Raw genomic sequence first — 26,593 nt, forward strand, 5'->3', positions numbered from 1 at the left:
TCTTGATTTAGCAGCCTTGGCTCCGCTCCATCTCCACGCTGGCGAGCAGAAAAGGCGCCATCCCCATCAGAACATCCTTCACAACTTTTTCTTGCAGATAGTAGTCAAAGCTCCCGTCTCGATAAGGATTACCGCCAAGTCCAGCTCCGTGGCAAATACCGTTAACATGAACGCCGTCAGCGTCTTCCACTACTAGTCCGTTCAATATGCCTAGGTATCCTCTCAGGGCTACTTCCCTAAATTGTCCGGAAAGATATTTCAGCCGCACGCCCTTGGCAGCCGCATACACGAACATACTGCTCCCTGACGCTTCCAAATAGTTCGTTCCCTCGCCGCCTTTATCCAACACTTGATACCATAACCCTGTCTTCGGGTCCTGGACACGCTCAAGCGCATGCATCAAGCGTTCAAAAACCCCCATAATGGTCCCTCTCTGCGGATGATTTTTCGGAAAATGCTCCAGAGCATCCACGATCGCCATCGCATACCAGCCCATCCCCCTGCTCCAAAAATGCCTCGATTTTCCTGTCGAGGCGTCGCACCACCGCTGCTCCCGGCTTTCGTCCCACCCATGATGGAGCAAACCGGTCCGTGCATCGCGGGTATGCCGCTCTACCAGAAGCAGCTGCCTCGCTGCCTCATCGAACAGCTCCGGGGCATTGAATACGCTGGCATACTCTGCGATGAACGGAGTCGCCATATATAAGCCGTCCAGCCACATTTGGAACGGGTAAATCTTTTTATGCCACAATCCTCCCTCGCTCGTTCTCGGATGCCCTTTGATTTGAAGGATGAGCTGCGAAGCCGCTTGCGCATATTTCGCTTCAGACGTCTTTTTCCATAGTGAAAAAAGCGCTTTGCCTTGGTTAATTTGATCCAAATTGTAGTCTTCCAGCGTATAGGTACGGATTGTACCATCGTCTTGCACAAACAAGTCCATATGTTTCTTTACATACTCGCTATACATATCCTCCCCCGTCAGCTCACCGACGTGAAGCAATGCCTTGAGTGTCATCCCATTGACATACATCCATCTTTGCTCAATTTCCGGATGGTAGCCTCTCTCATTGGAGCTTCTCATCATCGTTTGCGCTGTTTTGACTGACCAATGGCCTAATTCGTTCATCTTTTTCTCCCGCCTTCCTTCTCTATACCTTTCAAGTCGTCCATGACTATTAACAATTATGCTTGAGGATGGAATGTCACACTATGCATTTGAGAAAACCTCTTTCCCTTTCAACAGAAAAAGGCTGGATAGGCTTGAATTTTCGTTTAAAAAAACTGCTGCGGCCGATTGCTTAGTTGCTTCAAGCATATTGGTTACATGCTGCATATGAAACGAGCAGTGCGATGCGGAGGCTAAAAAAAGGAAAAAAGCACAAGTTATTTGGGGGCTATAACAGGACAAACGGAAAGCACCGTCATGGAGGTGTTGGTGAAGTAACGCTGCGAGACGCAAGACTTCGGCGGTTGAAACTTTCTCCCTGCAGGCATAAGGGAACGAGAAGCCGCTATTTGAGCCCGCTCGCTCACTTACACGTATGATGGGAAACTACAGGGTCTTATTTCCCCCAGAAGCCTGCATTTTAGCCAATGGGCAAATTAGCGGACCGTCGTTCCCTCTAAAGTGAGGCTTGCTTACCAGGCGCATTTATTCGATAATAAAATTGGATCGCTAGAACACTTTCTAAGGAGTGAATCTCATGCTGAATCCCAATACTTTCTTCCGTTAGTTGCGATGGTGTCATGGTGCAAACCATAATCTAACCCCACGCAGCGGGGAAGAACATGTTCGATCAAGAAGAAATCAGAGCTTGGGAAAAAGAAATTGCGACAAAAAAGGCTTTTACTCAAAAAGAACGCTTCAAAAATCCAAGAATGGAAAAACTTAAAGAGGTTCGAAAAGGAATAAAAGCCGTTCACTATGACAAAGAAGTTAAATCTGCTCGAAAAGATCATTACAGACAATACAGAAACAAAATGAATCAATTCGTACGATTAGAAAAATTTGATATCATTTTCAACTACAAAAGAACCAGTGGCTGGCTCACATGGTAGTTTTGAATGAAACCAAGAACCCGGTGTCTAATAGACCCGGGTCCTTTTCATTTATTTAGGTACAACCAGATATTCCCTATCTCGAAGAATAGGAGAGAGATGCCAATTGCCATCTTCGTCTGCATAAACTTTTTGTTTGATTTCAATGCTTATATTCATACTTTCTTTACTCGTAGCGCTGCTGTTTATTAACTTGGGTTGATTAACCCAATAATCCAACGTGTATTCAACCATGCCCTCCTTTCCCTTTTCATCAAAAGTAATTCCTTTCACTTCATATCCATTGTTCTTTGTACCCGTGCTTCTAGTAATAGCGCTTATGAAATCATGAGCACTTTTTGACGAAGCATACCCCTTAATCAATCTGTTTATTTTCTGTTCCGGTGCTTCGTTTTTGTCCATCATCATATCAATTTGATGTTTCTCCTGATCCCAAGTAACAGCGGCCCCCGATGCTTCTGCAACAAATCTTAGAGGGACTAGTGTAACACCATCTCTAATTTGCGGCGAGGCATCCAGAATATAAGAAATTTGATTCACAGAGGCTAGTGAACTGCCTATTGTCATATGAATTTCATTGCTTTCACGTTGAGCCGAAACTCCTTGTTTTTTCTCCTCCCAAGTAACCGAATAGCCGAGTTTTTCAAAAATAGTTCGGAACGGAACCAGCGTATTTCCATCAACTAATAGCGGATCTTGGTCAAAGGTAATCTGCTCCTCATTCAAAAAGACAGCAATAGCTGGACTGGAACTTTCCGCGTGTACGTTCGGGATGATAAAGAGCAGAAGTAAGGCCAAGATAAAGGTGGTTTTACGTGCAATAGATTTCAAACGAATAAACTCCCTTTCACTGTACAAATTTCATCGAATTTCATAGGACTTCACCATCGTCATGGATATAACGGGGATAATTTCAAATGCAGTTCATCCTCCTTGATTAATCAAGCCTATCCCCAATCCTATCATCCCCACAAATTGGAAAGCAACAAACAAGTCCTCTAATGCGTATATACATTACCTAAGTAAATAGTAAGGAGTATGTGATATGAAGTTAAAATATAGCATTCAAACCGGAGCTGCACTTATGCTAATTCTCATGGGAGTGCTCCCTGCAGCTAACGTCCATGCTGAAGCGGACACGTCAATTCCTGTATTTCTAGATGGTCATCCATTGTCCTTTGAGACTCCTCCCGTGATCGAAAACGGCTACAGCCTCGTGCCACTGCGTGCTATTTTTGAAGCTGAGGGGGCAAAAGTTTCCTGGGACGAAACCACACGAACCGTTACTGCTTTGAAAAATGATATTGAATTTACATACCGAGTGGGTGAAATGACCGCGTATAAGAACAAAGAACTGATTCAAATGCCTATCTCCGGCAAAATTGTGGAGGGAACTACGATGATCCCGCTTCGCTTAATTAGTGAAACGCTGGGCAATCTCGTGAAATGGCACGACTATTCTCGGTCGATTACCATTTCCTCTGCAAAAGACTATGAAACCACGATTGAATACGGCGTAAACCTCCGTGACGCTCCGAATACGGATGCGCAAGTTCTCCGAATGATTCCGAAGAGCGAGAACGTCCATGTCATCCGAGAGATAAACCCGAGTTGGTTGGAGGCTCAGACAAAAGACGGGGCCATTGGATTCATTTCAGCAGCAACCATGTATACGGATTACTCAAATTCGGTTTTGGCAGCAAAGAAAGCGGATGAATTGCTTGCTTTCGGAGCCAAATTCATCGGAACCCCGTACGAATTTGGTGCAGATTCGAACCAAACCAGCACGTTCGATTGCTCCTCATTCGTTCGATACGTGTTTAAGCAAGTATTGTCCGTCGATCTTCCGCGGGTCTCCTACGATCAAGCTTTAAAAGGAAAGGAAGTCGGGCTTGATGAGCTGCGCAAAGGCGATTTACTCTTCTTCAGCGCTCGCGGACTCGATATCGGTCATGTTGCCATTTATGCAGGAGACGGCCGGATGCTCCATACGTATTCGAAAGAGCTCGGCGTTCATTTTGAGGAATTTGATGACAAATGGAAAAAGCGTTTTGTCACTGCCAGAAGAGTATTCTAAAGAGACGGAGCCGCCATTCCTTTTCGGGGCTCCGCAGCTCATGAATACCTAGCAGATTGAATAAAAAAAGTCGCAGAGTTCTGCGACTTTTTTTATTCAACTAACTTCTTTGCCTGGTAAGAAACAGCATAAGGAAGGAAATGATAATAATCGAGCATGTCCACGCCCAAGCCATTGTTGTATTCCCCGCATCAACAGCAACGTAAATAGCTGTCGGAATGGTCTGCGTTTTACCCGGTATATTTCCCGCAATCATTAATGTCGCCCCGAATTCGCCAAGACCGCGTGCAAATCCTAGAATATAGGCAGAGATTAAGGAGCGGATCGTCAGCGGGAGCGTGATGTACCTGAACACCTGCCACTCGTTCGCCCCGATTGAACGCGCAGCAGCCTCCATATCCCGGTCCACGGCAGAGAAGCCTACCTTCATCGTTTGATAGACAAGTGGGAAGGCCACCACAATCGAAGCGATCACGGCAGCCCACCAAGAGAATATGATCGGTGCTGCAAATAGCCATTCGATAAATTTCCCAAACCAGCTTCTGCGGCCCAGCATGACTAAAAGTATAAAACCTACCACGGTCGGCGGCAGTACAAGCGGGAGCATAATAGCTGTTTCAAGAATGGTCTTGCCTCTGAACGATCTTCGCGACATCCACCAAGCAGTTCCCACGCCGAGTATAAGTACAATGAGGCTGGATAACAATGATACTTGAAGCGACAATCGGATCGGCGTCCAAAATTCATGCCAATTTATAACGGCCATAATCAATTCAGAGTTGTAAATCCGTATTTAACGAAAACGTCAAGTGCTTCTTTGGACTGCAAATACGTGTAAAAACCTTCAGCTTCTTTACTGTGCTTCGTTGCTTTTACAATTCCGATCGGATATTCCACTGGTGTATATGTTTTTGGATCAACTGCAAATGCGACTTTTACTTTTTGGGAAGTTAGTGCATCGGTTTTATAAACAAAACCAACATCCGCATTTCCTGTTTCTACATATTGAAGTACTTGTCGAACATCTTTCCCTTGAACCATTTTGGACTGTAAGGAATCCCATAGTTTTGTGTTGGTTAACGCTTCTTTCGCATAGCTTCCCGCGGGTACGCTCTCCGGGATGCCGATCGCTACGTTCTTCACTTCGGCTTTGGACAAATCCCCAACGTTTCCGATCGGTGCTTTGGCATCAGAAGCAATGACAGCAACCAATTCGTTAGTCAATAATTTTTTCTGCTGGTTCGTATCGATAAGCTGTTTATCAACTAGTGCTTTCATATTTTTTGTTGCTGCGGAAAGGAATAAGTCCGCCGGTGCTCCTTGCTCGATCTGCTGCTGCAGCGCACCTGATGCACCGAAATTGAAATTTAGTTTGATCGTTGGATTTTTGGTTTCATACGCTTTTTGAATATCCTTAAGCGCATCCGTCATGCTAGCTGCGGCAGATACCGTTAACTCTACGGTTTCAGCAGGTTTTTGACTGGGAGCAATTGTGCTTTGTGCTTGTGTACTTGCACTGGGATTCGTTGTCGATTTCTCTGCTGTTCCGCAGGCAGCGAACACTAGCGTCATCGCTAGAACGAAAGATAAGACCATACTACTTTTAACCATTTTAAACATTGGTTCCCCTCCGAAATAATATTTAGTTATATTTAGATATAATCATTATACATACGGCCTATTTTCTTGTAAACTTTGCGCTATGTATAACTAGACTTTATGATAATAGACCAGCCTGTATACTTAGATCTGAAACAATTGAACCTTATCCCCTTTTTTAGCTCCCTGCCCACCAGAAGGAATCAACGTTAAAGCATTTGTGTTTGCGAAAGCCGCTATATTGCCGGATTTGTCATTCGTCAGCGGCATTACGTACAACGTACTGTTTCGAACTTCCGCAAAAGACCGAACATACCTGGGATAAGGGCAAGGTTTTCTCACATCGTCAGCTAGTAAAGCTTCAACCACCTCGTTTCGAAACTTCTTTCTCCCAGACTTGAAAAGGAGCGCGGGCTTAACGAACAGCTCAAACCCAGTGAAGCAGGCCGAAGGATTACCAGACAAATGCAAACTTAACTTCTTGTTTACTACAAAGGCGGATGTCGGTGAACCAGGTCGCAATAATACTTGCGTAAACAATGTTTGGTTGGAAATTTCCTTCATCACTTGAAGCATATAATCATACTTTCCGACGGAAACACCGCCGCATGTGAGAATGACATCTGCATCCATCAGTGCTGTCTGAATCGCGCTGTGGATCAGGAATGGATGATCGGGCACTGGATCATACCGCAGGCAATTAGCGCCGATCTCTTTCAATCTAGCTTCCAACATGAATCCATTTGATTCATATAAGTGGTTTGGCTTTAGCAATTCTCCCGGCAGTTGCAATTCGTCGCCGATTGGGATAATCGCTACAGTCGGTTTACGATATACCCCAACTTCATGAAGCCCGAACGAAGCTAAAATAGAAACTTCTTTGGCTGTTATGACTGTGCCTTCATCAAGAATAAGCGTTCCTTCGCGAATATCCTCTCCAATCTCTGCGATATGCTTACCTCTTTCTGTCGGATGCGGAAAACGAACATTCGGATATTCCTCCTCAAGCGAGAGAACAGCCTCCTGCATAATGACAGTGTCATAGATCTCAGGAACGGGAGCTCCTGTATAAATTCGTACCGCCGCTTGATTTCCTTCATGCAGCATGGAAGAACCTGCTCTTAATTCGGATGTTACAGGTAATACAACGGGTTTACGAGGAGTAGCAGAGGCAATTTTGCTGAAATGAACGGCATATCCATCCATCGCTGCTTTTCGAAAATGAGGTATTGGAAAAATGCTATAGAAATCGCGAGCCAATACTCTTCCGGTTGCACGCATTAGCGGTACATCCTCGATTATTTCCTTAGTGCAGTGTGATAACAACTGCTCGACACCCTCTTCAACAGTAACCGCTATTCGACCAGATACCGTTGTTTCCATCCTTTTCCCCCTTTCGAAAACATACCAATTATATTTAGATCATACAAATTATAACCAATATATATCGTTTTACGATTTAATTCAATATGAAATGTTATATTTCATAACACCACTTGAAGTTTTTCATTAAAATAACTCGTGATGATCATGTTATTTTTATTTCCGCGTAATAAAATATAACACAACCATTAAGCAACATTGAGGCCTCACTCAGTCAGATGCCCAGCCCTGCAACAAAAAAAAAACAGCAAGCCCCTAGCTTATAGGAAGGCTTGCTGTTTTGTCGTTCTTTTCGTCTACTTTGCTTGAATGTAACCCTCTGCTTTCAGCAGTTCGGCGATTAGCACAGCACCACCGGCTGCTCCACGCAATGTATTATGAGATAATCCTACGAATTTGTAGTCGTATAAGGAGTCCTCGCGTAATCTGCCTACCGAAACGCCCATGCCGCGCTCAATGTCGCGATCAAGCTTCGTCTGCGGTCTGTTTTCTTCTTCAAAATAAGTGATGAACTGCTTCGGAGCGCTAGGCAAACCAAGCTCCTGCGGGCGGCCTTTGAATTGCTGCCAACGAGCAAGAATCTCTTCCTTAGCAGGCTTTTTCTCGAATGATGCAAATACTGTAGCCAAATGTCCGTCTGTTACAGGTACACGGATACATTGCGTTGTAATTAAAGGTGCCGTAGCTTTAATAATTTCATTATTTACAATGCTGCCCCAAATGCGAAGCGGTTCCTGCTCGCTTTTTTCTTCCTCGCCGCCAATATAAGGAATGACATTGTCCAGCATATCAGGCCAATCGGTAAAGTTTTTGCCAGCTCCGGAAATCGCTTGATACGTCGATGCAACGACTTGAGTTGGTTTGAAATCAAGCAGCGCATGAAGCGCAGGCACGTAGCTCTGAATGGAACAGTTAGGCTTAACAGCAATAAAACCGGTCGAGGTTCCGAGACGTTTTCTCTGCGCAGCAATAACTTCAATATGCCCTGGATTAACTTCCGGAATAACCATGGGGATATCAGGCGTCCAGCGGTGAGCCGAGTTATTGGAAATAACAGGCGTGCCCGCTTTGGCGTAAGCTTCTTCCAGTGCTTGAATTTCATTCTTTTTCATATCAACGGCACAAAAAATAAAGTCGACCTGAGCGGCAACCTCCTCCACTTTGGATGCGTCCTGCACAACAATATGTTTCACATCTTCAGGGATCGGGGTGGCCAACTTCCATCTGCCTTGCACGGATTCTTCATAAGTTTTACCTGCAGAACCGGCACTAGCTGCGATAGCTGTTACTTTAAACCAAGGATGCTGATCCAGCAGCTGTACAAAGCGCTGACCCACCATTCCTGTTCCTCCAACAATACCAACTTTTAATTTTTCTGACATTACTTATTCCATTCCTTTCAAGTGGCATGATAAAGGGGTCCCTTCATTTCCATGCATCGCCTTACCGCTTATCATTCGGCATTCGAATAAGGCACGAAGGATCTCCCTAAAAAATATTCAAAAAGCATGATTTGGTGTACCCTATACGATAAGTTAGCTGCATTTCTTTGGAAAATATAAAAAAATCCCACCCCCAAGACTATAATCAGCCTTAGGGACGAGATTTGTATGCTCGTGGTACCACCCCAGATTCGCTAATATGTCGCCATATTAGCCTCTTCAAGTACGACATTACCAGGTAATGCGTATACTTTAGCTCTATAACAGGAGCTCCTGGCACACCATCCCCACTTCAAGTGGTTCCGATGTGCTGCTCTGAGGCTTTTTTCAATAAAGAATTCTTTACTCCTTTCCAGCTAACGGAGCTCTCTGTGAAAGAATTTCATTTATTTACTCTTCTCTTCCTCGCATTTGAATGTTGCGATAATTCTATCAGATATCGCATGCAACGTAAACACATTTTTTACCCTTCCACAATATCCGCTCTTAATTCGCTCGCAACTTCCATCATCTTGGGGATCACAGCCTCATTCGTGCCCGATACATAGATATCTCCCTGGTAGTGCCGGAAAGGGATCTTAATGTCGCCGTAGCTCCACATGAAAAAATCCCCATCTATCGACATCGTGGTAGCGCCTGTTACTGTAAATACGGATGTATAGGAAAAATCAGCCTTGGACGAAAAATACTGTTTGCATTCCTCCAAAGATATTGTTTTTACTGAATTGCCTTCTTCCTGTAGAGCTCTTGTAATGCGATATCGTTGACTCATTGCGATTCCTCCCTTATTTCTCCCCAAAACACTTGGGTCTCATAGTCAAATGACACTGTACCTTCCTGGTTGTTACGTTCAAATACGTTCCGCAGTTCCTCTATCATTGTTTCGTAGCGCGGATCCCCTGGTCCCGGGGAATAGGAAGACGAGAGCAACCTGCCGGTTAAACCTTCAAAATCGAAAATTTGCCCATGGATGAACCCTGCTTCTTGCATCGTGCCTGGTTTGAAGAAGGAAAGCAGGATATCCCGCGAAATATTTTTATGATTGACTTCTTTGTAGTCAGTGGCAAAGGTTTGAAGCAATTGATCATACTGTTCTCGAAACAAGGTGCCGTGAGTGAGCCGTGAATTCCAAATCAGTACGACCTTTCCACCCGGTCTCAGAATGCGTCTGAACTCCAATTGCGCCGCGCTGCGATCAAACCAATGAAACGACTGCGCACAAACAATAGCATCTATGGAGTGATCGGGCAGCCCCGTCGCCTCAGCGGACCCCGAAACGATGGAAAAATGGTTCTCTCCTCCGAGCATCCTTTCAGCTGCTTTCCGCATTTCATCATTCGGCTCGACAGCCGTTACATGACTGCCCCGCGCAAGAAGCAGCTTTGAAAAAACACCTGTTCCTGCACCGATGTCGGCTATTTCAGAATGGGGATGAAATCCGATAACATCGTACAAATAATTAATCGCTTCTGTCGGATAACTTGGACGGTACTTTACATACGTGTCCACTCGATTAGAAAACCGCTCTTTACTATCCATTATGAACCACTCTCCCATACAAAATGTTTCATTAGATGAAATCAGGTTTCATTATTTATAATTCCATTTTATTGCAAAACCGCACAAAATGCCAGAGCAGTTTTCACCCCCGCCGCCGCAAGCGTTGCGCCAAGCAAATCAACCCGTATCCATGCAAAAAAGCCATCCCCGTTAACGGAGTGGCTATGTTGGTATCCTTATTCTCTCCATCATGATTTTGTTAATTGCCTTCTATCTTCGACTTGCGGCGGTTCTTCCAGCCAACCGTGCTTGATCATGAGCTCCCCGCCTTCTTTGACAAAGGGCAGAATTTTTTGTGCAAGCCGAGCCATCGAGAGCGGCAGATCGCTGCGTAGGCTGAACGCGCCGCCAAGCGCATTGCTGCCAATACCAAAAGACCCTAACAAATTGGTGAGGTACATCATTAACTTGTCTGAAAACGGAGCGACCGTAGAACTCGTTGCTTTTCCAGCGTGTGTGGCCGGCGGCTCAATATAATCCTCGCGCAAAAATTCCCCCAAAGTGGTTTCAATCTCTTTGGACAACTTCATGCCTTTAACAAAATATTCTTGTACTTTTGTATCATTCGCAACTTGAGCGAATCCGATCATAAGCTGCATCCCTGTAAGATTTGTCTCAATGGCGTGATGCAATAAGGAAATCTCAATCGCGTTTAAAGCTCTTTTTTCCTTGAAAATATTTAAACCTGATAAATAACTATCATTCTGAATAAAGGTAACTTCTTTGGGCATTGACATAAATGGCGGCCGCACAAGAACTCCTTTTTCCAAAAGGAATTGCGTGCATTGATCATACATCTCTTGTGAGCTTGCTGTTAACTGTTTAAATAGCTGTCTTATGTCTTTCCGATAGGACATTGTTGAGTACAACGCAAAAAGGCTGGCTTCAATTTTACTCATCATGTGTAGAAACATCGGTTCATACAGATAATCAAATAACTTAGGAACCCCTTTATTTACGTCATTGACCGTAAAGCCAAGAGGAATAACCGCCCCTTCATCTTGAAAAATCCGTTTGATGGTTTCTACCGTTTGCTCGGACGAGGTGTATGTCGATTTTAAGATTTGTTGAACTTCTTCATTATCTGCGTGCTCAAGCAAATATTCTAAGACCCTCAATAACATTGTTTTTTCTTGATATGTCATCCACAAGTTGCCTATTTCTGAAGATGTCAATGGGATATCGGCCGACTCCATTTGTTAGTCTCCTTTATGTGAATTATTATTTATCTCTCAACATGATGTTTACTTTCATTTATCATTTCCTAACGGGGAAAGATTATCCAGAGCCAATTCACCGATATCTTATAGCATCATTACAGCCGCGCCATTTCCAAGCCGCAAAACGCATCTACTGGCGAAATGCCTCGGAATGGCTGCTTACCCAGCAGGCAAGCCAGGATTTCCTTCTGTACCGCAGCAGAGGCATTATAACCGTTGATCATGGTCGGCATGGTCGGCAGTTCGTATAAGGTATAAGGATTGCCAAGTGAAATAAACAGTGTCGGCACATACGTCGGGTACCAATTAAAAATTCCGCCCGCTTCCTCCGGTGACAACCGCAAGGAATTTTGCATAAAGCCCGGCGCCTTCTGCGTCAAATAGATCACGAGATCAATGTCGTTCTCTTCCTGCTTGAGACGGTAATTTCTGACCACCTCAAAGCCTTCCTTCACCAGCATCCGCTCGAATAAATAGCCACCGGCGCCATTTCCGGTGAAGAGTGAGCCTTCACTCGCGGTGGAAATGAGCAGAACCCGCTTATGCTTCTTTGTTGAAATCGGCAGCAATTGCTGCGTGTCCTTCACAAGCGTTACCGAGTCCCTCGCCAGTTGTTCGGCCAATAACAGATGTTCAGGCGAGCCTACTTTCGCCAAATCCTGCTCAGGCTTATCCGGCAGATGAAGCCCTAGAGAAGCTTTGAGGGCCAGCACTCTGGTCACGGCCTCATCCAATCGATCCTGCGTGATAACGCCATCTCTGACTCCTTGAAGCATCGCTTCATAATCGTATTTGAGATCGGTTGTAAACAGGAACATATCCACGCCGGAGGCAATACATTGGGGCACTAATTCGCGGCGAGAACCCCAACTCGTCATACCGACCATCGCGGTTGCATCCGAGATGACCAAGCCATTAAAGCCCAGCTCTTCTCGAAGCAGCTTAACATTCAGTTCATAAGAAAGCGATCCCGGCGTATATTTCGTTCTCACATCGGTGATCCCAAGCTCTTCGTAGTAAGCAGGAAGTGCGATATGAGCGCTCATAACGCTTTTCACGCCGGCATCGAATGCCGAACGGTACACATGTCCATACGTTTCACGCCACCGCTGCATCGGCATATCATTCACCGTCAGTACTTTATGCTGATCGCGATCGTCCATTCCGTCACCAGGCCAGTGCTTGACGCATGCCGCCATTCGGCCGCTTTCCTGTACGCCCGCAAGTGTCGGAAGCGCATAAGTCTCCACCACTTCGGGTGTATCCCCGAAAGCACGCGTATTAACGATCGGATTCTGATGATTATAGTTAATGTCCAGCACAGGCCCGAATACCCAGTTAAAGCCCATGGCAGTTCCTTCCACTTCAATCCCCTTGCCAAAAGACCGCGCCAACTCAGGCTTGCCAGTAGCCGCTACCTGCATATTCATGCCAAGGTTCGTGCCGTCAATCGCTCCGCCGAAGCCACCGGATTCCAAATCCCCGGTAACGAGCAACGGCAGCTTGCTGCGGCTTTGCATGTCCGCTATTTTCGCCTGCTGATTGACTTTCGTGGCTTCCGGGCTAAAGGCGAATAGATGCACGCCGCCAGGCTTAATGCTTAACAGATCCTCCTGCTCAGGTAAAAATGGCGTCTGAACAACGACAAAGAGCTGTCCGACTTTTTCTTCCAAACGGAGTCCGTCCCTTGTTTCCTTCACCCATGACAGGTCCGCCTCGGATAAATAAAAAGGCTTGCCTCTAAGCTGATCTTCCGTCATCTTCTTTCGCAGCCTCCCCTGGCAGCAAGTATTTTCGAATAAAATACGTCGGTGTGCAGCTCCAAGCATGGCAGTAGCTATTGATTAAATTACTGCCGTAAGGCGAAAGCTTTTTATCATTCGGGTTATAAATCTCCCAGAAGCAATCTGCTCCGTCCTTCACCATTTCTCCCCAATAGGCTCTCATTTGTTCCACGGCTTTTTCCGTTCTACCGCTTTCAAATAACGCTTCAATCAAATGATGATGCATATAAGGGGTTGTCATGCCTATTTCAGGAGGTTGTTCAAATAACCGATCCATTAACTGAGCATTCTCCGTTTCATTCAAAACGCCTGCCAAAACCATCCAAACTTGAGAAGCCCATGAAATCTGCTTGTCCGGCCCGCTTACAAAGAAGTTCTTCTCGGAATCCCATAAGTGGGTGAGTGACGCACGCCTAACGCGATTCATTTGGTCCGCAATGAACGCTGCTTCTTGTTCTTCCCCCAGCACTTCGGCCAGAGCATGGCCTCTTGTGAGGCTGTATAATAAGACCGCTTGCGCGGATGCTTGCTTGTTGAGCTTCGGATGCCAGTCCGTAAAGCACCACCAAGTGTCGTCATCTCGAACAAGTCCAGACGCATCCAGCCGGCTAAGCCCGATACGGATCTGTTCCAGCGCGACTGGCCAGAGCTCGACTAAAGCTTCTCGATCCTTAGAAGTCTCATAATAATCATACAAAGTCGCTACGAAAAAGAGCGCATAATCATATAAACGCGTATCGTCGACGATCGGATGCGGCTTTTCAAATACACAAGCCCCTACAGTTCCATCTTCAAGGGTCATCCCCCCAAACAAGTACAAGCAGCGCTTAACCAGGTCATAATGCCCAAAGGTATAATAATTCGCCAGCGCTTGAAGCCTTAGATCTCCGATCCACAGCCTGCGATCCCGCTTCGGCCCGTCTTCGAACACCGTTTGCATGCAGTCCTGCAGCGTTTTGATGCTGATCCTATCGATCGCAGCCAAGTCTTCTGGCAATTCAGCAGGAAGTGGCTTCACTTTCGAAACATCCGCGGATGTAACAGCCGTGCAGCGGATATCCGCGAAAGAAACCGTGTACTTTCTGGAGGTATCGATAACCTCCACTTTTAAATAACGGAAGCAATAGCGGCGCGGAAGCTTTAATACCGCAGGAAGAACGTCGATATAGACCGTTTCCTCCTGCAGCCAGGACTTGCTGAGCCAGCCCTCATAGCTGTCAAAAAGCTCCGCTACTTCGCACGGCATCTCGCCAAAGATCAGCTTAAGCCCAAGCGGGGCATCTTGAGGACTGCCCTCAGATTTGATCGTAAGAGAGACATAACCGACTTGATGATCGCCAAAATCCAGAATGAAGCTCTCGCCTTTACCAAAGGATTGAGCCAATTTATCAGTGACAGCCCCTGCCGGCTGCGTTCTCCACCCCTGGAAGGCCTCTTCGTCCACTACGACTTCAATAACCGACTGCGGCCAAACGATAGTCTTATGCAAGTCGGGAACGAGCTTCTCCGCCTTTTCTACAAACTTTTGATGAATACCCATTACCTATAAACACCCCTATCCAGATAAAAGGAAGCCCCTTATAAAAGAATTAAATCCGCAACCAAAGCGTCGATTTGCTGTCGCGTAACGCCTGTCATCGTATTCTCGCCTAACTGTTTAATCGTTGATTTTCGTACGAAATTTAGAAAAGGCCCTTCAATCAAAGCAAGCATATGTTTTTTCAAAACGGCTGCAGCCGCCTCATCCTCCAGCACATCTTGAATTCTGGAATGCTCATTATATTGGACACGGAATAAATCGCTATTGGTGTAACTGAATGAGTAATCGCCAGAGCCTACGAGGATGCGAACACCTTGATCGACTTCGCTAATGGCCAATACGCCGGGAAGCGTGGTGTCCAGCTCAATTTCACCTTCTTTTATAGCTCCAATAGCAGCGCCTGTAAGAATAACTTGTGCGGAAGTATTCGCCGGGACACGCAGCTGGACCCGGATATCCCCTTTATCCACCTGCCAACCGGATTCGATACGCCCATAAAGAGACGTATGCGCAGCTTTGGCGTAAGAAAGGCTGTTCAGCCCGAACAACGGCTCGATGTGGATTTTCTTGAACGCCGGAACGGATACATCCATATCCAGTCCCGCTATTTTGCGATACATCCAATCGCCGATGGCGCCGTAGGCATAATGGTTAAACGAGTTCATATCGTCGCTCCAGAATGAACCGTCGGCTTTGATGCTGTCCCAATGCTCCCAGATCGTCGTCGCCCCTTTGGAAACGGAGTACAACCAGCCCGGATAGCTTTCTTGCAGCAAGAGCTTCACAGCCGTCTCGTGGTAGCCGCTATCCGAAAGCGCAAAGCACAAGTATGGCGTGCCAACGAAGCCTGTTGTTAAATGATAGTCATTATCTATAATGAGTTGGTTCAAATCTTTCGCTACCCGGGCTCGCACGCTGTCGTCCACCAAATCAAAGACGAGCGCAAGAATATGCGCAGTTTGGGTAGGGGACGCAATACGCCCGGTCTTGGTCATAAATTCATCGCGGAAAGCTTGAATGACGTTTTGATGCAGTTCATTCAATTCGCGAGCATCCTCATCATGGCCCAAAACTTGGGCGGCATCCCGGACAATGCGAGTGGAATAGGCATAATAAGCCGTTGCGATCAGAGCCGTCGGCGTCGCGCCGATGTAGCTGTTTTCTTTTGCATCCAAAGCAAGCCAATCGCCGAAATGGAAGCCAGTGTTCCATATAAATTCCTGCTCGCCTTGGGATCGGATGTACGCAATCCAACCTTTCATGCTCTCATATTGCTCGGCAAGCAGACGCTTGTCACCATAGTACTGGTAAACGGTCCAAGGACAGATGACGGCCGCATCTCCCCAGGCAGCTGAATTCTCTCCGCCCACGACATTCGGCACGACAAAGGGAACGCCGCCATTCGGCTTCTGCTCCGCTTTCAAATCATGCAGCCATTTCGTGAAGAAAGGTCCGCCCTGGTAGTTGAATAAAGCGGTAGAGATGAAAACTTGGGCGTCCCCCGTCCAACCTAAGCGCTCGTCGCGCTGCGGGCAATCCGTCGGAACGTCAAGGAAATTGCCTCGTTGTCCCCAGCGAATGTTGCTTTGCAGCTGATTCACTCTCGCGTCCGAGCAAGCAAACTCCCCTGTCGGCTCCATATCCGTATGCATGACTTCACCAACGAAAGCGTCCAGCGGCAGGCCGTTCTCTTGGCCTGGGAAGCCCTCAACCTTCACATAGCGAAAGCCCATGAAGCTGAAATAAGGAGCATAGCTTTCAGGACCGTTCCCTTTGGTAATATAGGACACAACTTGCTTGGCTGCCCGCAAATTGCCGAAATAAATATTGCCGTCTTTGTCCAAAACCTCAGCGTGCTTAAGCACAATTCGCGTCCCTGCAGGCGCATTGACCGTAACGCGCACGCGGCCAACCATATTTTGACCCATATCCAGCACGTTATCGCCGGCAGGCGTTACGAATGCAGCAATAGGACGCAGCTTCTCTGTCACACGAGTCGGTGCATTCTCTTGAGGAACCAGCACATCCAAGCTTATGTCTGAACACACTTGTGTGGGCTTCCACTCGTCATCTTGAAAATTCGCGCTGCTCCATCCAGCATGCTCCAAACGAGCGTCATAGGTCTCCCCATGGTAAATCGCAGCATATTGAATGGGACCTGTAGAAGCTTTCCACGAGGCATCTGTCCCTACAATGGATTCCGTTCCGTCTTTGTAAGTAATGTGCAGCTGTGCGAGAGCAGCGCGTTGTTCGCCGTATTTGAAGTTTTTGCCCTCGAAGCCCATCCCGCTCTTGTACCAGCCGTCGGCAAGCACGATGCCTAGCCCGTTTCCGTCCTTGCACAGCAGGTCTGTTACCTCATAAGTTTGAACCTGCAAGCGGCTCGGATAACTCGTCCAACCAGGCGCAAGCCATTCATCGGAAACCCGTTCGCCATTCACATACAGCTCGTATACACCTGCCGCTGTTGCATAAATTCGCGCGGACTGAACATCCCCCAGCACATCAAAGTCTTTGCGAAGCAGAAAAGCAGGCTCTGACTGCGGATCGATTTCATTCCGATCAGGGCTGATCCACGCTGCCTGCCACTCTCCTTGATCCAGCAGCCCCATTTCCCACCAAGCGGCATCGCTCCATGCCGACTCGCGTCCAAAATGATCCCACACTTTAACCTTGTACCAATATCGAGTTCTGGATTTCAGTTCCTCTCCCTCATAAGCAATTTGAATCGATTGATCGGATTCCGTGAAGCCTGTATCCCACACGGGAGCATTGAAATCTCCCCATTCATTGGCGACAACGATCTGATATCCCCGCTGCATAGTGCCGCGGCGCTCGGATTCAATTTGCCAGCTCAGCTGTGGATTCCGGGCTCCTATGCCAAGCGGATTCGTTCTGTATTCGCACCTCAAGGTTGAGACTTTTAATGAATCCATAGTAATCCTCCTTATATTGTTATTCGAAATGTCTGCTAGCCCTTAACCGAGCCAGCTGTCATGCCGGCGACAATTTTTTTATTAAAGAAAATAAACAAGATCAGAGGCGGTAACGTAATCAGCAAAATATTCATGAACAGCAAATTCCACTGGGTAACGAATTGACTTTGGAAGTTATACAAGGTGAGTTGTACGGTCGCATTCTTGGCCCCGGGGAAGAAGTACAGCGGATTCGTGAAATCATTGAAAATGCCAACGGAAGACGTTACAATGATCGTTGCCGTCACTGGCTGCAAAAGCGGTAAAATAATTGTATAAAAGAGTTTAAACCCGCTGCAGCCATCCACCACCGCAGCTTCATCCACTTCGCGCGGGATCGTGGACATAAAGCCCTTGTAGAGTAAAACACCAAAAGGAAAACCTAGCGCCACCTCGACGAGAATGAGTCCAGGCAATGTTTTGAACAATCCGATGCCATTAAGCACCCAAATCGTCGGTACAATTGCGGGCGGAATAATTAGCCCTGAAAGAACAAGGAAATTAAGCCAAGGTGTCGCGCGATCCGTTCTGCGCTGCATGACATAACCGGCCATGGCACAGACAAGCACTAAGACGACAATCGATAGAACCGTCAGCAGCGTACTATTGTAGAAAGCGCGTAACAGCATATAATTTCGCGCCATGACGACTTCTTTCAAGTTGTCCCAGAGATGCATCGTGGAAGGCCAGGCTAAATTGAGTAACGCCGACTCTTTCCTATCTTTTAAGGCATTGACGATGACGAAATAGAAAGGAATCCAGAAGACGACGACCGTCATCAGTATGGCAACGATTTCAAGGCTTAAGCCTTTAACTTTTCTGCTCATAGCTCAGCCTCTTTTCTGTTTAAGTAGGTATACAGAGGAAGGGCTAGCGCTGAAACAACGATAAACAATATGACGTTACCGGCCGTTGCAAGTCCGTAATACCCGCCCTGGTACTGTTTATAAATGATGGAGGCAATCAGGTCGGTCGTAAAGCCAGGTCCCCCTTTGGTCATCGCCCAAACAAGGTCGAAGGAGCGCAGTCCACCGATAAACGATAGAATGATGACCGAATTCGTAGCAGGACGGCTTAAGGGAAGAATAATGTTCCAAAACTTGCGGAGCGCACCTCCTCCATCCATCTGTAGCGCTTCATAATATTCCTGGGGAATCGAGAGTATGCCCGCGATATAAATAACGGTCGCAAAGCCTACTCCCTTCCAAACATCGACAAGAGCCACCGATAACAGCGCAATGCGCGTATCGCCTAACCAATCAGGTCCAGTCACGCCAATCGCCGATAGCGCCGTATTAATCAAGCCTTGTGTTGGATGCATCATCATGCTGAAGGTAATGCCCACTGCAATGGTACTAAGTAAGGTTGGAAAAAATATGACAGACCTCAGATAACTTTTGGCCCTTATTTTTGAAGTTAAGAAGACGCCTAACAACAAACCAAGAACAACCTTGAGAACGCAAGTGACAACCGCATAAATCAGCGTGTTTTTAAATCCGATCAGGAGTGAAGCTTCTTGAAAGAACATTTTAAAATTATCTAAACCGATAAACGTCCAGCTTGTTAAATTCCATCTTGTTAAGCTAAAGAAGAAAGACATGATGGTCGGAAAGATGAAAATCAATAAATAAATAATGGCTGCAGGAATGAGAAAAGCATATGAGTACGTACGTTTGAACACCTTGGCCATCGAAATCACCCCTATGTTTGAGAAAAGAGCCGGTCCTGCATGAAGATTGCATCGCCGACTCCCCATTGTTTAATCTTTTGCTTACCAGCCTTGAAGCCCTAGCTGCTTGGCTTGTTTCTCTACATCTTTATCGTACACTTCAGCACCCTGCTTGCCCGACTTGATGCCTGCTCCGACCTCCGTTGTAATTTGCGGCAGGCTTGAGCCCTTGATCGGGGATACAAATTCCAAAGCAGGAGCTGTTTTATTCGTGTCAAAATATGGCGCCATATCCTTAACGGCTTGCGCCACGTTATCCGGCAGCTTGGATCCCTTGATGGCATACGGACCGGAAGGCACCGAGGCTTCCGATTGAGCAGCTACGCCGTCCAAGGAAGCAATGAACTCAACGAATTTCTTCGCTTGCTCCGGATGCTTCGTTGATTTGTAGATGTAAGCCCCGCTTGGCATCCAAACCGTCAAACCGTTAGACGCCGCGTTATCGCCAGGCTGTGCAAAAAAGCCAATGTCCTTCATTTTGTCAGGGAAGTTTTGCTGCAAAGCAGGCGTTGCGAAGGAGAGCATCGGGTATTGAGCGCCTTTGCCTTCCGCCAGCATTTTCAGGCCGGCATCGTAGGTTGTTGCCAAGAAATCTTTGTTTATATAGCCCTTCTTGGCGATTTCCTCCAGCTTTTCAAAGCTTCTGAAGGCCGCTGCATCTGTCGCATACTTCGCTTTGTTCGTCGTGTAGTCATCCGCAAATTTCGGATCCGCTGCTTGTACATTGTAATAGTCCGCCAATACGACCAATTGTGTCGTCCAATCATCTTTATAGGAACCGATCACAGGGGTGATGCCGGCCGCTTTAATTTTCTCGCTGTTAGCCATGAGCTCGGCCCATGTTTTCGGAACGGAAAGAGCAAGATCGGCATAAATCTTTTTGTTATAAAACCAGCCGCCAGCCATTGTGGAGCCGATAGGACCGGCATAAATTTTCCCTTTGAAAGAAACGGTCGGTTTGAAAGAATCAATCACATTCGTTTGGAAAGGTTCGTTCGTGAGGTCCAGCAAATTCGTCTCCGGATTAAGCGCTTGCATTAGCGATCCGCTGTTATAGAAGAACACATCGGTCATGTCCCCTGTCGCCATACGCGTTTTCACCAGGTTGTCGCCTTCGCTTCCGCCCGGACGCGTTTCGGTTTCAACGTGAATGTTCGGATTTTTCTTTTCGAACGCCGCGACAACCCCTTTTGCCATATTGACGGAATCTTGTGTATTATCGATTAACAAGGAAATGGTTACTTTCTCATCGGATTTGGTGGAGCCGCCTCCGGCCGCTTGCCCATTCGTATCGCCGTTTGAAGTCGAAGCTGTTCCGCAGCCTGCGGCCACGACAGCCAATAATGCTGAAGTGGACATAGCCGCCAGCCATTTGGTTCCCTTTTTACTCATCTGCAAATCCCCCTTAGTCATCTTGGTCAGGATGAATCGATTTCTGTGCTTTACGATTGCCCCGTGCCTTTATCTTAATCGCTTTTCCTAACCGTAGGCAGTGCGTCATTCTTCAGATTGATGTCCGTATTTTTTAGTTTCCCGCAAAATCGGGCAGCTGATCTTTGTACTGGCCCGGCGTAACCCCCGTGTACTTTTTAAACACTTCCGAAAAGTGCCTGTAGGTATGATACCCTACTTTCTCACTGACATCGTTAACCCTCAAACCGCGGCTCAGCAACGTTTTGGCAAGCTCCATCCGAATGCGGGTTAAATATTTAATGTAGGACTCACCTACTTCTTCTTTAAAAAGCACACTGAAATACGTCGGGTTCATTCCGACATGCTCGGCAACCTCCTGCAGGGTCACATCGCGCGTATAATGCTGCTCCATGTAAGCTCGCGCATGTGTCACGGAGCTAATTTTCGGTTGCTCACGAGCATCCGACCTGATTATCCCTCTCTCGCCCAAAACATGAGCCGAACGCAGAGTTTGCAGCGCCTCTTTGCAGCTCAAAGCGGCATCCTTCAATTGCGTATACGTTCGGCCGCACCCCACGGTGATGTCGGCTTGTTCCGCACTTAATAACAGCGTTTCCCAGAACTCGGGAGCCGGCAGCCGAAAATGAGCGAAAACCACGTATCTCTCCTCCCCGTGCCGGAAAGCGATTGCCTCATAATCAGCATGTTCCTGAGCAGAAGGCAGGTCTGAGTTGGATGCCATAACCGTTACTCCCGCGATCTCCTCCGCCTTTGCGCCATAGATTTCCCGCCATTTGGCAACCCCTTCATCCCCGATGAATAGCAGATCTAATGTTGCTTTTTCCAGGAGCCCGCGATGACTGCTGCTCACTTTCGATTTGAGCGCAGCGACTTCTTGCTGCCTGCTGATTGTATCCATTGCTTTGCGAATCGCTTTCTCGATCGTCGGGATCGTAATCGGCTTCTCCAAATAATCGGCCACCCCAAGGTTGATCGCCTTTTTCACATATTCAAACTCATTAAAGCCGCTAAAAACGATACATAACGTCTCAGGCGCTTCCCGCAAAATTTCTTCAATGAGCTCAAGACCGTCCATCCCAGGCATCCGAATATCGGTAAAAATAAGCTCAGGCTGGTGCTCTCGAAATAGCTCTAGCGCAGAGAGTCCATTGTCTGCCGTACCAATGAGTTCAATGCCATAGCTGGACCAGTCGATCATCTCCCGAAGTCCCTGAAGCACGATATATTCATCATCAAAAACGGCAGCTTTAAGCATCTGCATCCCTCTTTTCTGCGAATGGTTGAAAGCGAATGGTAATTTGTGTGCCCTGATTCACTTCACTTGAAATCGTTAACGAACTGGTATCGCCATAATAGAGCGCTAATCGCTCCCTCACATTTTTCAAGCCATATCCCTGCTGCGTCGCTGCCAAATCGGCAATGCCTACCCCATCATCCTCCACGGTAAAAACAAGAAGACCGTCTTCCCGCTTGCCGGTAAGCCGTATCATCCCTTTCCCCACCTTGGGCTCCAAGCCATGGTAGATCGCGTTCTCGACTAGCGGCTGCAGCAGCAGCTTCATAATATCCATGCTCATAATGACAGGCTCGACCTCTTCCACATACGTAAACCGGTTATGATAACGAATATTTTGAATCGTCATGTAATGTTCGATATGTTTTAATTCCTTGTACACGGAGATCGTTTCTTTGCCCTTATTCAGACTCAATTTAAAGCTTTCCGACAAAGAAATCGCCATTTGCGCGACGTCATGGTTTTTTTGAAGTGTCGCCATCCAGTAGATGGAATCCAACGTGTTATATAAAAAATGAGGCTTTATCTGCGCCTGCAGTGCTCTGAGCTCAGCCTCCCGCTCCTTCAATTCCGAATGGATCAAGCGTTCATTTAATTGTTTATTTTCGTAAACAACCCGCTTGAACGTTTCCCCGATCGTCCCTACTTCATCCTGTTCAAACGTTTCGTCGAATTCACGGGCTCCTTTCGTCCATTCCACCATCATTTTCTTAATCGTGAGAAGCGGTCGGGTAATGCTGCCGGAAATAAAAATCGAATACAACAGCGCAATGATCCCCATCGAAACCGCGATGAGCGTTGTCACCGTGCGTATTTTATTGGACTGCTTCAGCAGCTCGTTCACTTTGATCAAATGGATGAAAGTCCATTCTGTCGTTTGGTTCTGGTATTGGCTGATCAGATACCCCTGCTTCTCCAATTGCTGAATAAGCGATTGCTTGTTCCCTTCGTTAAGGGACGAATCACTGGCGAGCCCGTTATTGAACACGATTTTACTCAGTTCCGTTGAATTATCAAGCGCCATGAAACCGCCGGCATTGCTGTTTTCATTGAAAATATTATTGAAAATAGCTGTGGAAATATTCACGACAAGCATACCGATCGCCTCGCCGTTCGGGCTGGACGCATCGCGAAATAATTTGACCGTGGAAAACGAATTTTTGGACTCTTGGAAGATGTCGTAGCCTAGAAAAACAACTTTCCCCTGATCCTGTAAAGCGCTTTGGTACCACTGGGATTGCTGAATGAGCCTCGCTTTATCCGGCTTTTCATAGATGCCCGCATCGTCAGAGCGTCCTGCACAGAAGGTTTTAAAGTCCAAATTCAACACACAGATGGAGTTTACAAACTTCGTGTCGAATTGATTGCTGTTAATCGCCTTTTGCAGCTTATTGGAGGACCATTCGCTCGTCGAATTAGGCTCGCTGCTCTGTGGAACATTGCTGGTGAACAATACCTCCCGCACCTCATTGTTCACAACAATGGAACGATTCATATTAATGATGCTGCGAAAAAGTAAATCCGCCACTTCACTTGAGGTTTCCAAGTGATTTTCATAGGTTTGCGCGTTCGTCTCCATCAATGTGTTCTTGGCAATATTGAAAGAAATATAACCTAAGATGAACAGCGGGGGCAGCGATATGATGATCATGGCAACCAGAAACCGGCTTCTAAGACGCTGAAACCGAAAAGTTGAGAAAATGGACCGTAACCGATTTTTCATGCTGCACCTCCCGTTCTTTGCAAGCTGTAATCCTAAAGTCTCTTAATCGTTATAAGGGTATTATAGCTAGATCCCTACTAATCACATAATGTGCTTATTTTTTGGATGCATATCCGATTTTTTTGGGTCGGCCTGAGGCGTACACAAAATAAGGCTATCCCCTTGTCATATTTGAATGACTGGGAATAGCCTTTATGATTGTTTATTTAGCGAAAAGCTTTTCTGCCGCATCAAGCGCCATCTTATTCCCAATAGCGGAGTAGTCCATAGCGTTCTTTTCTTCAATAAGGCGGGAATAAGAAGGTCGCACGTATCGTACCTTATGTCAATTTCTCATACTCACTTTTGGTTAAGCCAAATACAAACTCATCGAAGTACTGCCCCTTCGTAAAGATCATATTCCGCAGTCTTCCCTCTTGTACAAACCCGAGCTGCTCATGCAGCGCAATTGAACCTTCATTGAACGCATAAACATGCGCCGTAACTTTCTGATAACGGAGCTCTTCGAAATAATACCGCAGCAGTACCTTGATTGCATCTGAAGCATATCCCTTGCGCCAGTGTCCGCGAAAAATGGCTGCTCCGTATTTAAAAGTCCCATGCCGTCGATCGCAGCTGTTCGTGCTGATGCTTCCAACGAGTTCACCATCCAATGTTTCAATGGCTAGCATGACATTATCCCCTACCGGCGCATTCACTGATTGCTGTGATGCCCAAGCTTTGGTTCCTTCTTCGGATCTTGGAAAATAGATGATATCGCAGTACCTGGCACCCTCCGAATCAAAATCATTCTGATGGAATTTCTCCCAATCCGAAGACAGAATGGGCCGTAATCGAACTTTTTTACCTGACCAGATATAGTTTTGCATGAGGCACTCCGTCTTCGATCAATATTTTCGTGTCGAAACATCACGTTTAGCCGTTTCCTGAGAGAAAATACTTTCCGCAGTAATAATATTTACAGGAATTTCTTTGCCTGTCGCGAGTTCCTTGGCTGCTTTAATAATTTGCGGTCCCAGTAGAGGATTGCATTCTACAGACATGTTTAGCTTTCCTGCCAGCATAGCTTGAAAAGCGAGCTTCGTTGCATCCACCGAAATCACAACGACGTCTTTGCCGGGCTTCAAACCCGCCTGTTCAATCGCTTTGATTGCACCGAGCGCCATATCATCGTTATGTGCAAAAACAACCTGCGGTACCGTTCCCTGCTGAAGCACTTTACTCATCAACTGTTGGCCGCTCTCCGTAGTGAAATCACCGATCTCTGAAGCGATAACACGAAATCCAGCATTCTGTGAGAGAACCTCATCAAATCCTTGTCTGCGCTCAATGGCAGGTGCAGACCCGGCAGTTCCTTGAAGTTCCACTATCTTCGTTTCCCCAGCCACGGGCTTGTGCTCGACGACCCATCTGGCAGCTCGCCGTCCCTCTTCAACAAAATCGGAACCAATGAATGTTGTCCACAAAGAGTCATCTTCAACTTTCACTTTGCGGTCGGTCAGAATAACCGGTATGCCGGCTGCTTTAGCTTCAGCCAAGACATTGTCCCAGCCAGTCTCAACAATTGGCGTGAAGGCAATAACATCCACCTTTTGCTTAATAAAATTGCGAATAATCTCGATTTGCTTATCTTGACTGCCTTCTGCGTTCTGCATGATCAGGTCGATGTTGAGGTCTTGGCCGGCCGCATTTTTAATCGATTCCGTATTGGCTGCCCGCCAGCTGCTTTCAGAGCCTACGACGGCTACTCCGAGCTTCGTTTTCCTCGTATTCACATCCATACGCGATGTCATTTGGCCCGGATCGCTTGCAGCCTCAACTTCTCTGGCATTTTTCTGAGTAATGAGATGACTTCCCAAAATGATTTTTTTCGGTATAACTTTCTCACGGTTCAGGATATCGAGTGCATATTGAATCGATTCCCTTCCCCCTGTCGGGCTAGTAACTGTTCCGCTCAGAACACCTTGTTTAACTAAATCAAATCCTCCATTTAAGGTGTCAAGCCCATCAATACCGATGATTTGCACATCGTGCAGGCCTAATGCATCAATCGCCCGGTAAGCCCCAAGCGCCATCGCATCACTATGCGCAAATACAAGCTTAACACCAGGAGAGCTGGGCAAAATGCGACTTAATTCATCCTCCGCCCGATCCCGCTGCCAGTCCCCAACGATGACTTTATCCGCCTTAATAGAGGGGGAATTGGACAAATAATCTCGAAATCCACGGCTGGTCTCTTCTACCGATCTTGAGCTGACGGCTCCTTTTATTTCCACAATATCCGCCGGTGCGCCCCCTAGTAAATCCGCAGCTAATTTGCCTGATTTTTTACCAATCGATAAATTATCAGACCCAATAAACAGCGAATAATCATAGCCGGTGACGCCGCGTCCCAGAACAATAACTGGAATTTCCTTATAGACCTCAGTCACGATAGGCGTCAGCTTCTCGGAATCATTCAGCGAAATAATGAGCAGATCGATGCCGTACTTCATCAGCTTTTGAACATCATGCACCTGCTTCTCACTGTTTTCGGCAGCATCTGTAAAAATAAGCTTAACGTTCTTGTGCTTTTCCGCTTCTTTTCGAATTTCATTGTTCATTAAGAGCTGCCTTGGTTCATTCAGGTTTGGCTGGCTAATGCCAATTAAAAAATCAGGCTCATCTTTCACCGCTTTAAGATGCAGAAGGCTTGCGACAAGCATGACCACAACCAGGCCAATCAAGCTGTAAATAAGCAGCCATATGAACCCTTTTTTTGAAGGAACCCTCATC

At 46.7% G+C, this 26,593-nt stretch carries 21 protein-coding genes and 1 other annotated feature; of the genes, 2 read left to right on the forward strand and 19 right to left on the reverse strand.

Translation table 11 applies throughout. The features are described 5' to 3' along the window. Positions 1-7: 7 nt before the first annotated feature. Positions 8-1,126 carry a glycoside hydrolase family 88/105 protein gene (locus tag J2Z65_RS22850; RefSeq protein WP_167052533.1) on the reverse strand — a complete coding sequence of 373 codons (1,119 nt, stop codon included), beginning with the start codon at positions 1,124-1,126 and terminating at the stop codon, positions 8-10. Between the two features lie 662 nt (positions 1,127-1,788). On the opposite strand from J2Z65_RS22850, the gene J2Z65_RS22855 reads away from it, so the two are divergent. After that, on the forward strand, positions 1,789-2,058 hold the full coding sequence (locus J2Z65_RS22855; RefSeq protein ID WP_193580751.1) for a hypothetical protein: 270 nt from the start codon (positions 1,789-1,791) through the stop codon (positions 2,056-2,058). Positions 2,059-2,109: 51 nt separating this feature from the next. Here J2Z65_RS22855 and J2Z65_RS22860 read toward each other — a convergent pair whose 3' ends face one another. Further along, the gene (locus tag J2Z65_RS22860) at positions 2,110-2,889 is read right to left on the reverse strand and encodes a copper amine oxidase N-terminal domain-containing protein (protein ID WP_167052532.1); all 780 of its coding nucleotides are present in this window, start codon (positions 2,887-2,889) and stop codon (positions 2,110-2,112) included. Positions 2,890-3,103: 214 nt separating this feature from the next. Here J2Z65_RS22860 and J2Z65_RS22865 point away from each other — a divergent pair, with 214 nt between their 5' ends. Further along, positions 3,104-4,135, forward strand: coding sequence for a stalk domain-containing protein (locus tag J2Z65_RS22865; RefSeq protein WP_167052530.1), 1,032 nt, complete (start codon positions 3,104-3,106; stop codon positions 4,133-4,135). 100 nt (positions 4,136-4,235) lie between these two features. Here the strand turns inward: J2Z65_RS22865 and modB are convergent, their stop codons facing one another. From modB to J2Z65_RS22950, 17 genes are all read right to left on the reverse strand, one after another. Further along, a complete protein-coding gene (gene modB / locus J2Z65_RS22870) occupies positions 4,236-4,901 on the reverse strand; it encodes a molybdate ABC transporter permease subunit (protein ID WP_167052596.1) in 666 nt (221 codons plus the stop codon). A 2-nt stretch (positions 4,902-4,903) separates the two neighbouring features. Next, entirely contained in the window at positions 4,904-5,755 is an 852-nt protein-coding gene (gene modA, locus J2Z65_RS22875; RefSeq protein ID WP_167052528.1) for a molybdate ABC transporter substrate-binding protein, read from the reverse strand. Positions 5,756-5,878: 123 nt separating this feature from the next. Next, a complete protein-coding gene (locus J2Z65_RS22880; protein WP_167052526.1) occupies positions 5,879-7,117 on the reverse strand; it encodes a molybdopterin molybdotransferase MoeA in 1,239 nt (412 codons plus the stop codon). A gap of 296 nt (positions 7,118-7,413) precedes the next feature. Next, on the reverse strand, positions 7,414-8,499 hold the full coding sequence (gene asd / locus J2Z65_RS22885) for an aspartate-semialdehyde dehydrogenase (protein ID WP_167052524.1): 1,086 nt from the start codon (positions 8,497-8,499) through the stop codon (positions 7,414-7,416). A 210-nt stretch (positions 8,500-8,709) separates the two neighbouring features. Continuing rightward, positions 8,710-8,974 (reverse strand) — a binding site (T-box leader). A gap of 48 nt (positions 8,975-9,022) precedes the next feature. Next, positions 9,023-9,331, reverse strand: a complete 309-nt coding sequence (locus J2Z65_RS22890; protein WP_167052522.1) for a hypothetical protein — start codon at positions 9,329-9,331, stop codon at positions 9,023-9,025. Continuing rightward, positions 9,328-10,098 carry a class I SAM-dependent methyltransferase gene (locus J2Z65_RS22895; RefSeq protein WP_167052520.1) on the reverse strand — a complete coding sequence of 257 codons (771 nt, stop codon included), beginning with the start codon at positions 10,096-10,098 and terminating at the stop codon, positions 9,328-9,330. The genes J2Z65_RS22890 and J2Z65_RS22895 overlap by 4 nt, the downstream gene beginning before the upstream one ends. A gap of 209 nt (positions 10,099-10,307) precedes the next feature. Next, a complete protein-coding gene (locus tag J2Z65_RS22900; protein ID WP_167052518.1) occupies positions 10,308-11,315 on the reverse strand; it encodes a DUF3231 family protein in 1,008 nt (335 codons plus the stop codon). A gap of 119 nt (positions 11,316-11,434) precedes the next feature. Then, positions 11,435-13,099, reverse strand: coding sequence for a glycoside hydrolase family 3 protein (locus tag J2Z65_RS22905; protein WP_167052516.1), 1,665 nt, complete (start codon positions 13,097-13,099; stop codon positions 11,435-11,437). Next, positions 13,080-14,663 (reverse strand): alpha-L-rhamnosidase-related protein, encoded by a 1,584-nt coding sequence (locus tag J2Z65_RS22910; protein ID WP_167052514.1) that lies wholly within the window; start codon positions 14,661-14,663, stop codon positions 13,080-13,082. The genes J2Z65_RS22905 and J2Z65_RS22910 overlap by 20 nt, the downstream gene beginning before the upstream one ends. A gap of 38 nt (positions 14,664-14,701) precedes the next feature. Beyond that, the gene (locus tag J2Z65_RS22915; protein ID WP_167052512.1) at positions 14,702-17,599 is read right to left on the reverse strand and encodes an alpha-L-rhamnosidase; all 2,898 of its coding nucleotides are present in this window, start codon (positions 17,597-17,599) and stop codon (positions 14,702-14,704) included. Positions 17,600-17,634: 35 nt separating this feature from the next. Next, positions 17,635-18,465, reverse strand: coding sequence for a carbohydrate ABC transporter permease (locus J2Z65_RS22920; protein ID WP_167052510.1), 831 nt, complete (start codon positions 18,463-18,465; stop codon positions 17,635-17,637). Next, positions 18,462-19,328, reverse strand: a complete 867-nt coding sequence (locus J2Z65_RS22925; RefSeq protein WP_167052508.1) for a carbohydrate ABC transporter permease — start codon at positions 19,326-19,328, stop codon at positions 18,462-18,464. Before J2Z65_RS22925 ends, J2Z65_RS22920 begins: the two co-directional genes overlap by 4 nt. An 81-nt stretch (positions 19,329-19,409) precedes the next feature. Next, positions 19,410-20,759, reverse strand: coding sequence for an ABC transporter substrate-binding protein (locus J2Z65_RS22930; protein ID WP_167052506.1), 1,350 nt, complete (start codon positions 20,757-20,759; stop codon positions 19,410-19,412). Between the two features lie 133 nt (positions 20,760-20,892). Then, complete coding sequence (locus tag J2Z65_RS22935) at positions 20,893-22,056, reverse strand: response regulator (protein WP_167052503.1); 1,164 nt, start codon at positions 22,054-22,056, stop codon at positions 20,893-20,895. Continuing rightward, on the reverse strand, positions 22,049-23,818 hold the full coding sequence (locus J2Z65_RS22940) for a sensor histidine kinase (protein WP_167052501.1): 1,770 nt from the start codon (positions 23,816-23,818) through the stop codon (positions 22,049-22,051). The genes J2Z65_RS22935 and J2Z65_RS22940 overlap by 8 nt, the downstream gene beginning before the upstream one ends. A 320-nt stretch (positions 23,819-24,138) precedes the next feature. Beyond that, a complete protein-coding gene (locus J2Z65_RS22945) occupies positions 24,139-24,687 on the reverse strand; it encodes a GNAT family N-acetyltransferase (RefSeq protein WP_167052500.1) in 549 nt (182 codons plus the stop codon). 18 nt (positions 24,688-24,705) lie between these two features. Beyond that, complete coding sequence (locus tag J2Z65_RS22950; protein ID WP_167052498.1) at positions 24,706-26,592, reverse strand: substrate-binding domain-containing protein; 1,887 nt, start codon at positions 26,590-26,592, stop codon at positions 24,706-24,708. Position 26,593: the final 1 nt, after the last annotated feature.

Origin of the sequence: Paenibacillus aceris (genome assembly GCF_017874035.1) — a bacterium.
GTDB classification, from domain to species: domain Bacteria; phylum Bacillota; class Bacilli; order Paenibacillales; family NBRC-103111; genus Paenibacillus_E; species Paenibacillus_E aceris.

Coding starts and splice junctions, on each gene's coding strand:
- J2Z65_RS22850 (WP_167052533.1), bottom strand. CDS start 1,126: ATGAACGAATTAGGCCATTGGTCAGTCAAAACAGCGCAAACGATGATG.
- J2Z65_RS22855 (WP_193580751.1), top strand. CDS start 1,789: ATGTTCGATCAAGAAGAAATCAGAGCTTGGGAAAAAGAAATTGCGACA.
- J2Z65_RS22865 (WP_167052530.1), top strand. CDS start 3,104: ATGAAGTTAAAATATAGCATTCAAACCGGAGCTGCACTTATGCTAATT.
- modB (WP_167052596.1), bottom strand. CDS start 4,901: ATGGCCGTTATAAATTGGCATGAATTTTGGACGCCGATCCGATTGTCG.
- modA (WP_167052528.1), bottom strand. CDS start 5,755: ATGTTTAAAATGGTTAAAAGTAGTATGGTCTTATCTTTCGTTCTAGCG.
- J2Z65_RS22880 (WP_167052526.1), bottom strand. CDS start 7,117: ATGGAAACAACGGTATCTGGTCGAATAGCGGTTACTGTTGAAGAGGGT.
- asd (WP_167052524.1), bottom strand. CDS start 8,499: ATGTCAGAAAAATTAAAAGTTGGTATTGTTGGAGGAACAGGAATGGTG.
- J2Z65_RS22890 (WP_167052522.1), bottom strand. CDS start 9,331: ATGAGTCAACGATATCGCATTACAAGAGCTCTACAGGAAGAAGGCAAT.
- J2Z65_RS22895 (WP_167052520.1), bottom strand. CDS start 10,098: ATGGATAGTAAAGAGCGGTTTTCTAATCGAGTGGACACGTATGTAAAG.
- J2Z65_RS22900 (WP_167052518.1), bottom strand. CDS start 11,315: ATGGAGTCGGCCGATATCCCATTGACATCTTCAGAAATAGGCAACTTG.
- J2Z65_RS22905 (WP_167052516.1), bottom strand. CDS start 13,099: ATGACGGAAGATCAGCTTAGAGGCAAGCCTTTTTATTTATCCGAGGCG.
- J2Z65_RS22910 (WP_167052514.1), bottom strand. CDS start 14,663: ATGGGTATTCATCAAAAGTTTGTAGAAAAGGCGGAGAAGCTCGTTCCC.
- J2Z65_RS22915 (WP_167052512.1), bottom strand. CDS start 17,599: ATGGATTCATTAAAAGTCTCAACCTTGAGGTGCGAATACAGAACGAAT.
- J2Z65_RS22920 (WP_167052510.1), bottom strand. CDS start 18,465: ATGAGCAGAAAAGTTAAAGGCTTAAGCCTTGAAATCGTTGCCATACTG.
- J2Z65_RS22925 (WP_167052508.1), bottom strand. CDS start 19,328: ATGGCCAAGGTGTTCAAACGTACGTACTCATATGCTTTTCTCATTCCT.
- J2Z65_RS22930 (WP_167052506.1), bottom strand. CDS start 20,759: ATGAGTAAAAAGGGAACCAAATGGCTGGCGGCTATGTCCACTTCAGCA.
- J2Z65_RS22935 (WP_167052503.1), bottom strand. CDS start 22,056: ATGCTTAAAGCTGCCGTTTTTGATGATGAATATATCGTGCTTCAGGGA.
- J2Z65_RS22940 (WP_167052501.1), bottom strand. CDS start 23,818: ATGAAAAATCGGTTACGGTCCATTTTCTCAACTTTTCGGTTTCAGCGT.
- J2Z65_RS22945 (WP_167052500.1), bottom strand. CDS start 24,687: ATGCAAAACTATATCTGGTCAGGTAAAAAAGTTCGATTACGGCCCATT.
- J2Z65_RS22950 (WP_167052498.1), bottom strand. CDS start 26,592: ATGAGGGTTCCTTCAAAAAAAGGGTTCATATGGCTGCTTATTTACAGC.